A 6,166-nucleotide genomic window follows, 5' to 3' on the forward strand; every position below is an offset into this window, starting at 1 on the left:
GCCGGAGTAGACATACAGCGAGAAATTGTCTGTGCAAAGGGTCGTGATCTCGTCGTCGTCCGTTGGCGTGTTGGTAAGAAGTCACAGGCTTCCGTGACGCTCCGCGTGCGACCGATGTTGAGCGGCCGCGACTACCATTCCACGCATCACGAAAATATGGGTCTCGACAACAATCACTCGGGAGACGACCGGGTAATGGCTTGGCAGCCCTATCGCGACTTGCCGACTATCCGTGCCTTCAATCATATGGGAGAGTACCGCCATGAACCTCATTGGTTTCGAGAAGTCCAATATCCCGTCGAACAACGGCGTGGACTCGACTATACCGAAGACTGGTGGTCGCCCGGTGAATTCACCTTTCACCTCGCAACACAACAGGAGGCGACACTGGTTTTTACCTCGGAGAACATCGAGCAACTCGATGTCCAGGCACTCGTCGACGCAGAGAAGAAGCGACGAGCAAGGCTTAAGGATGCAGCCCCAGGCGGTGATCCATTGGTTGGTCAACTCTGGCGTGCTGCGGAAAGCTACCTCTCGGAGCGGGGTCCACAGCAAACGGTGATCGCCGGGTATCCCTGGTTTACCGATTGGGGACGCGACGCGTTCATCTCGTTACCCGGGCTCTGTCTCGTCACCGGCCGTCACAGCATTGCCTGGCAGGTCATTGAATCCTTCGCGGCGCATATCTCAGAAGGCATGGTGCCGAACCGCTTCCCTGATCTTGGTGAAGAACCCGAGTACAACACGATCGATGCCTCGCTGTGGTTTGTCCATGCGGTCGATCGCTACCTGACTTACTCTCATGACAGCCGGCGTGTCCGTGCGATTGCCTGGCCTGCCGTAAAAAAGATTCTGGACGGCTATCGGAACGGGACCAGATACGGCATCAGGATGGATCAAGACGGCCTTGTTGCCGGCGGCATCCCTGGCGTACAGCTCACATGGATGGATGCGAAGGTCGGAGACTGGGTTGTCACTCCTCGCCACGGCAAACCGGTCGAAGTTCAAGCCTTGTGGATTCGCGCCTTGTCAGTCGGTGGATCGCTCGCCATGAAATTCGGTGAGACGGCCTATGCCCGACGCTGTCAGAAGGATCATGATCAAGCAGCAGAGTCCTTCCGGCAACGGTTCTGGTATACCGACGGCGGCTACCTCTACGATGTGATCGATGGCCCTGAGGGAAACGACAGCTCACTCCGGCCCAATCAACTCTATGCCCTGTCTTTGAACGAGGACCTGGTGCCGCAGGAACAGGCTGAAAGCCTGCTTCGCATCGTTAAAACCGAACTCCTCACGCCGGTAGGACTTCGTACGCTCTCGCAGCGCGATAGTCGGTATCGTGGCCGTTACGAAGGCGGCGTGGTGGAACGGGACGGGGCTTACCATCAAGGGACGGTCTGGCCTTTTCTCCTCGGTCCGTTTGTCACGGCCTGGCTCAAGGTGCAAGGAAAGAAAGCGGCTGCCCGCGAGCAGGCCCGTGCTTTCCTTGAAGGTCTCAGCGCCCATCTTCACGAAGCCTGTGTGGGGCAGGTTTCGGAAATCTTCGATGGCGATGCGCCACATAACCCCCGCGGCTGCTTCGCCCAGGCGTGGTCGGTCGCAGAACCGCTGAGAGCGTTGGTTGAAGATCTTGGCATCCATCCTGAATCTGAGAAATCCCAATTGAAACAGGTGGTTGTCAAGAGGCGTAAGAAACCCTCCGCTCAATCGACTCACTCCCCGAGGGAAACAGCAGAACTGGGCAGAGGCGGAGGCCACGTCATTAACCCGTAATGCTTCAATGATCATTTCATTCCTTGCTCGAATCACTCCCCCCTGCAGAGATGTCACGCAATTGGCTTCACAATCGATGGATCGATCGCTCCCCTGGTCCGCCAGGCTCCGGCTCCAACTCCACTATTGGATTTGCGAGGCCTGTGCACGCTATCGCGATCAGTTACGATTGGTTCGGCAGACCCTACGCCGTTCGGCGGCGGAGGAATCCGCTCACAAATCATCACCTTCCTCTGCTGCAAAAGCTCGGCTGACGGAAGCCTTCGGCGAGAAGCACCGCTAATGGACATTTTCAGACTATTCCCGTAAGAAACGGTGGTGCATGGCGACAGAACTGCTATGCGCATTGCTGGTCTACTTCTGACAATCTTGCTCACGGGCTGTCATGGTGTTTCCTGGCTCGATAGATGGCAGAATCAGCATTCCCCCTCGGTTATGCCTTTGTGGTCTACCTATCAACGCTGCATGACAACGACCGATGCTGATCTGTTGCAGCAGGCGATAGGACAATTGGAAGAAGCGAAACTCCAAGACTCTGAGCCGCCTGATTGGCTGAAAACTTTCGGGGGCAACCATGTCGTCAAGCAACCGGTACGGACCGCTGTCGATCCCGAAGAACTGAGTGCAGCCTGTATCGTTCAAGCTGCAAGAATGTTGAGAGCGCAGGAACGGGTTCCCGAGGCAAGATACCTCTATCACTATGTGATATCGCGGTACACGAGTCCCGAATGGGCCTACTACTATAGGCAACAAGCGGAGCAGGCATTGGCGTCATTGTCTCGGGAAGATTTTGCCCTCTTACTGCAAGATGCCTTCGCCTCCGCATCCCTCACCCGCTGAACCTACCTCCCCGTCTTGTAAGAACCGCGTCTCATTGACGACCCATCGTCAAGGAAGCGAGGTGATCCATGAAAGCCAAAGCCTACTGGGCCGTACGACATATAAGACAGAGAGCCTGGGATTTCCGGTTCGCTACGACCTGCTGGTGGCTATCGCAGCGGGTCGACTTCCTGGAATGGCTATGGCGACTTGATGCGCTGATACCGCAGGTGCAACCGGTTCGCACACAAATCCCGACGACGCAACGAAGCCGCTATGCCGTGCGAGCGCTGTAACCGAATGGCCGTCAGGGAACATTTTACGCCTCGGAGTCTGACGCTGGGCCTCCCGCTGTGTTAGCTGCGGGAACGTTGTCGCTGACTATGCCGTTGGGAGCGGACCCTGCGCTCCGTTCATCCGGATCGACCGACAGATCAAACCGCGAAAACCGTGTTCATGCTGATGTAAGGAGAAAGGAGGCAGCCATGACTTGTCCGACCTGTCGTCGCACGATGATCAGCAGTAGTTGTCAGGAAATTCAGGATGATCAAGGAGCCATGACGATTACCCGCTGGCGTTGCCGGCCCTGCCACGAAACAGCGGAAGAGATATGGATCAGTGCGAATTATCGAGGATCGGCTCCCAAGCAAATCCGGTATATGGTCGGCACGTCATCGGTTTGCAAAATGCCGGCACGTTCTTTCGGCGGCAGTCGGAGAAGGGCGATTGCCCATGCGGTTGCCTCTTGAATCGTTGCGTGCTCACTGGCCCGAATACTTTATGGAAGCGGCCGGGCTTGGCTTCTTCATGATTTCGGCCGCTATCGCCACGACGGCACTCGAATATCCGCATTCCCCGATTCATGCCCTCATTCCGGACTCGACGCTTCGACGCATTGTCATCGGGATCTGCATGGGCCTGACAGCCGTCGCTCTCATTTATTCACCTTGGGGAAAGCAATCAGGCGCGCATTTGAATCCCGCCGTCACGTTGACATTCTACCGACTCGGGAAAATCGAAGGGGCTGATGCCTTTTTCTATATCGTGGCCCAATCGTTGGGCGGGTTGATCGGTGTGGTAGTCAGTGCGGTAACGGTCGGAATGGCGATCGAACATCCATCGGTGAATTACGTCGTCACCGTACCGGGAACTCCAGGAGCCATGGTCGCTTTCGTGGCGGAAGTCATCATCTCGTTCGGTCTGATGCTGATGGTCCTCCTCATGTCCAATCACAAGTCGCTTGCAACCTATACAGGGCTTACCGCCGGTTGTCTTGTCGCCATCTTTATCAGCGTCGAGTCGCCGCTCTCAGGCATGAGCATGAATCCCGCTCGGACATTCGCGTCCGCGATCCCAGCGAACCTGTGGACCGCTTTCTGGATCTATCTCACTGCTCCGCCGATGGGCATGCTTGCAGCCGCCGAGGCATATAAAAGAGTAAAAACCCTCAAGCATGTGTACTGCGCAAAATTACATCACCAGAACGGCAAGCGCTGCATTTTTCGCTGCAACTATCCTGAGCTGCTGGATTCAACCAACAGGCCATAGTGTCGGTGGAATGTATTTCTCAGGAAATAACTCCTCGGACACCCGCATAGTGAGACCACCCTTATCTGCCGGTCCCTCCTAACCTATATCCCGTAATGGCCACCGCACGTGGAGGAACAGAGGGGCGAAGTTGTCGGCCGGAAACTATACAATATTCACGTTGCAGGACAGCCAACGTGTTCACAAAGGAGGTTGCCATGCGAACGAGGTTGATACAAGGGGCAGGTGTACTGGGGCTGACGTGTGTAGTTTTGCTCATGTTTCTTCTGTTTCCTGCGGTAGTGCAGCGATCACCAATCGCCGACGCGGCCGAACAAGACGATTTGATTGACATCAACAGCGCCACGGCGGATCAGCTCAAGACGCTGAAAGGAGTCGGCGATCCCATTGCGGAAAAGATCATCAAGGGCCGGCCCTACGCCAGAAAGGACGAACTGGTTAAGAAGAAGATTCTCCCAAGAGCAGCGTATGAGCAGATCAAGTACAAGATCATTGCGAAGCAGAAATAGACGGGCAGTTGTTCATCAAATTAGTATGGTCGAGCCGTTGCACCTGAGCAGGAAAGTCCTGCCGTCCCCTTCCACTCTCCATCCTTGTAAGACTTCTTCTCCTGTGCCGACTCAGCAACATGCCATCTCATTACGACATTATCATCATTGGCACAGGTCCCGGCGGCGGCACCCTCGCCTGGAAGCTGGCGCCATCCGGCAAGAAGATCCTCCTGCTCGAACGCGGCGGGTACCTACCTCGTGAGAAAGATAACTGGAATACGAAAACCGTCTTTATCGAAAACCGTTACAAAGCCAAGGAAACCTGGCAGGACAAGGACGGCCACACCTTTCACCCCGGTATCCATTACAACGTCGGTGGGAACTCGAAAGTCTACGGCGCGGCGCTGCTCCGTATGCGCGCTCAGGATTTTGGTGAAATAAAACATCACGGCGGCATTTCGCCGGAATGGCCGATCTCCTATGACGAACTCGAACCTTATTACACCCAGGCCGAGCACCTGTACCACGTGCATGGCAACCGCGGTGAGGACCCGACCGAACCGAAAGCCAGCGGACCGTACAAGTATCCGGCTCTGGCACATGAGCCTCGCATTCAACAACTCCACGACGATTGGCAGAAGTGCGGCCACAAGCCGTTTCATTTGCCAGTTGGCGTAATGCGTAATGAAGAGCAACCTGAAAAGGGGAACTGCATCCGATGCAATACCTGTGATGGCTACCCCTGTCTGGTGAATGCGAAAGCCGATTCCCAAGTGGTCTGCGTCGATCCCGCACTGCAATATCCGCACGTGACGCTGATGACGAATGCAAAGGCAACCAGGCTAGAAGCAAAGGGCCCGGGACGAGTGGTGACGGGAGTTGTGGTGGAGATGAATGGGGAAATAGAAATCTTTACATCCGACATCGTGGTGGTGTCCTGCGGCGCGATCAACTCAGCCGCGCTGTTGTTAAAGTCGGCCGACGATAAGCATCCGAACGGACTTGCCAATTCCTCTGACATGGTAGGTCGCCACTACATGTGTCACAACAATTCGGCGATGCTCGCGATCTCGAAGACGCCCAATCCGACGGTGTTCCAGAAGACAATCGGCCTGAACGATTTCTATTACTCGTCTCCCGACTGGGACTTTCCCATGGGGCACATCTCGATGATCGGAAAATCGGACATGGACACCTTGCGGGGAGGGGCGCCGGCCTTTGCCCCCGGCTTCGCCCTCGATCAGATGGCGAAACACTCGCTCGATTTCTGGATGACCTCGGAGGATTTGCCGGATCCGAACAACCGCGTGCTCGCCGGCAAGGAGGGAAACATCACGCTAGCCTATACGGAAAATAACCTGGAAGCGCATACAAGATTGGCGGCGAAGCTCAAAAGCATGCTGAATCATCTTGGCTGCGAAGACCATCTTCTGCCTACGCACCTCTATCTAGGAAAGAAAATCCCGATCGCCGGCACCGCGCACCAGTGCGGAACTGTTCGGTTCGGCCGTGACCCCAAGACCAGCGTATTGGAC

8 protein-coding genes are annotated in these 6,166 nt (G+C 55.7%); all 8 read left to right on the forward strand.

Annotated features, from left to right (window positions below):
- Positions 1-1,773, forward strand: a 1,773-nt coding sequence (locus tag ACWVCN_RS02675; protein WP_455243968.1) for an amylo-alpha-1,6-glucosidase, incomplete at its 5' end; no start/stop codon positions are given.
- 7 nt (positions 1,774-1,780) lie between these two features.
- Positions 1,781-2,056 carry an anti-sigma factor family protein gene (locus ACWVCN_RS02680; protein ID WP_455243969.1) on the forward strand — a complete coding sequence of 92 codons (276 nt, stop codon included), beginning with the start codon at positions 1,781-1,783 and terminating at the stop codon, positions 2,054-2,056.
- A gap of 182 nt (positions 2,057-2,238) precedes the next feature.
- On the forward strand, positions 2,239-2,613 hold the full coding sequence (locus ACWVCN_RS02685; RefSeq protein WP_455243970.1) for a hypothetical protein: 375 nt from the start codon (positions 2,239-2,241) through the stop codon (positions 2,611-2,613).
- A gap of 68 nt (positions 2,614-2,681) precedes the next feature.
- Positions 2,682-2,888, forward strand: a complete 207-nt coding sequence (locus ACWVCN_RS02690; protein WP_455243971.1) for a hypothetical protein — start codon at positions 2,682-2,684, stop codon at positions 2,886-2,888.
- Between the two features lie 189 nt (positions 2,889-3,077).
- Positions 3,078-3,341 (forward strand): hypothetical protein, encoded by a 264-nt coding sequence (locus ACWVCN_RS02695; protein ID WP_455243972.1) that lies wholly within the window; start codon positions 3,078-3,080, stop codon positions 3,339-3,341.
- A complete protein-coding gene (locus ACWVCN_RS02700; protein WP_455243973.1) occupies positions 3,325-4,140 on the forward strand; it encodes an MIP/aquaporin family protein in 816 nt (271 codons plus the stop codon). Before ACWVCN_RS02695 ends, ACWVCN_RS02700 begins: the two co-directional genes overlap by 17 nt.
- 197 nt (positions 4,141-4,337) lie before the next feature.
- Positions 4,338-4,649: a helix-hairpin-helix domain-containing protein gene (locus ACWVCN_RS02705; protein ID WP_455243974.1), complete on the forward strand. Its 312-nt coding sequence runs from the start codon at positions 4,338-4,340 to the stop codon at positions 4,647-4,649.
- 119 nt (positions 4,650-4,768) lie between these two features.
- Positions 4,769-6,166: GMC family oxidoreductase N-terminal domain-containing protein (locus tag ACWVCN_RS02710; RefSeq protein ID WP_455243975.1), on the forward strand; the 1,398-nt coding region annotated here is incomplete at its 3' end.

It is taken from the genome of Petrachloros mirabilis, from assembly GCF_975968855.1.